This is a genomic window from Bradyrhizobium sp. Crot121 (assembly GCF_059512385.1).
This window is the reverse complement of record NZ_JCAMOR010000419.1, coordinates 1-410: the sequence shown is the minus strand read 5'-3', so window position 1 is coordinate 410 and position 410 is coordinate 1. Positions and strand designations below refer to the sequence as shown.

Sequence of the window (410 nt, the reverse complement as noted above, 5' to 3'; positions counted from 1 at the left end):
GCGGCCAAGGCGCGCAAGGACGCAGATCGGCTCGCATGCCAAGCCTGGAACATGCGCATGCTGGCCTTTCACGGACCGGCGCAGCCCTCGCCTGCGCTCGGCGACGCGCTCAATGCCGGCTACAGCTATCTCGAGGTGAAGTGCCTGGGCTGCAGTACCCGTCAGACGGTCGCCCTCGACATCATCCGCCGGCGCAAGTCGACACCCATTCACGAGCTCGAGCGCTACATGCGCTGCAAGCTGTGCTCAGACGAACGCGGCTATCCCTACAAGCGCAGCCACCTGGTCGCGTTGCGGCCGAACAAGATCAGCGCGCAGGATCCGCCATCGACATGGTGGCCGGGCGAACGCTAAGGACATCTGATGTGCAATCTCTATTCGATAACCACCAACCAGGAAGCAATCCGCGC

The 410-nt window shown here is 63.4% G+C and carries 1 protein-coding gene; it reads left to right on the top strand.

The genetic code is table 11. The features are described 5' to 3' along the window. Window positions 1-354: hypothetical protein (locus tag AC5ZGW_RS47265; RefSeq protein ID WP_496114288.1), on the top strand; the 354-nt coding region annotated here is incomplete at its 5' end. Between the last annotated feature and the right edge of the window lie 56 nt (window positions 355-410).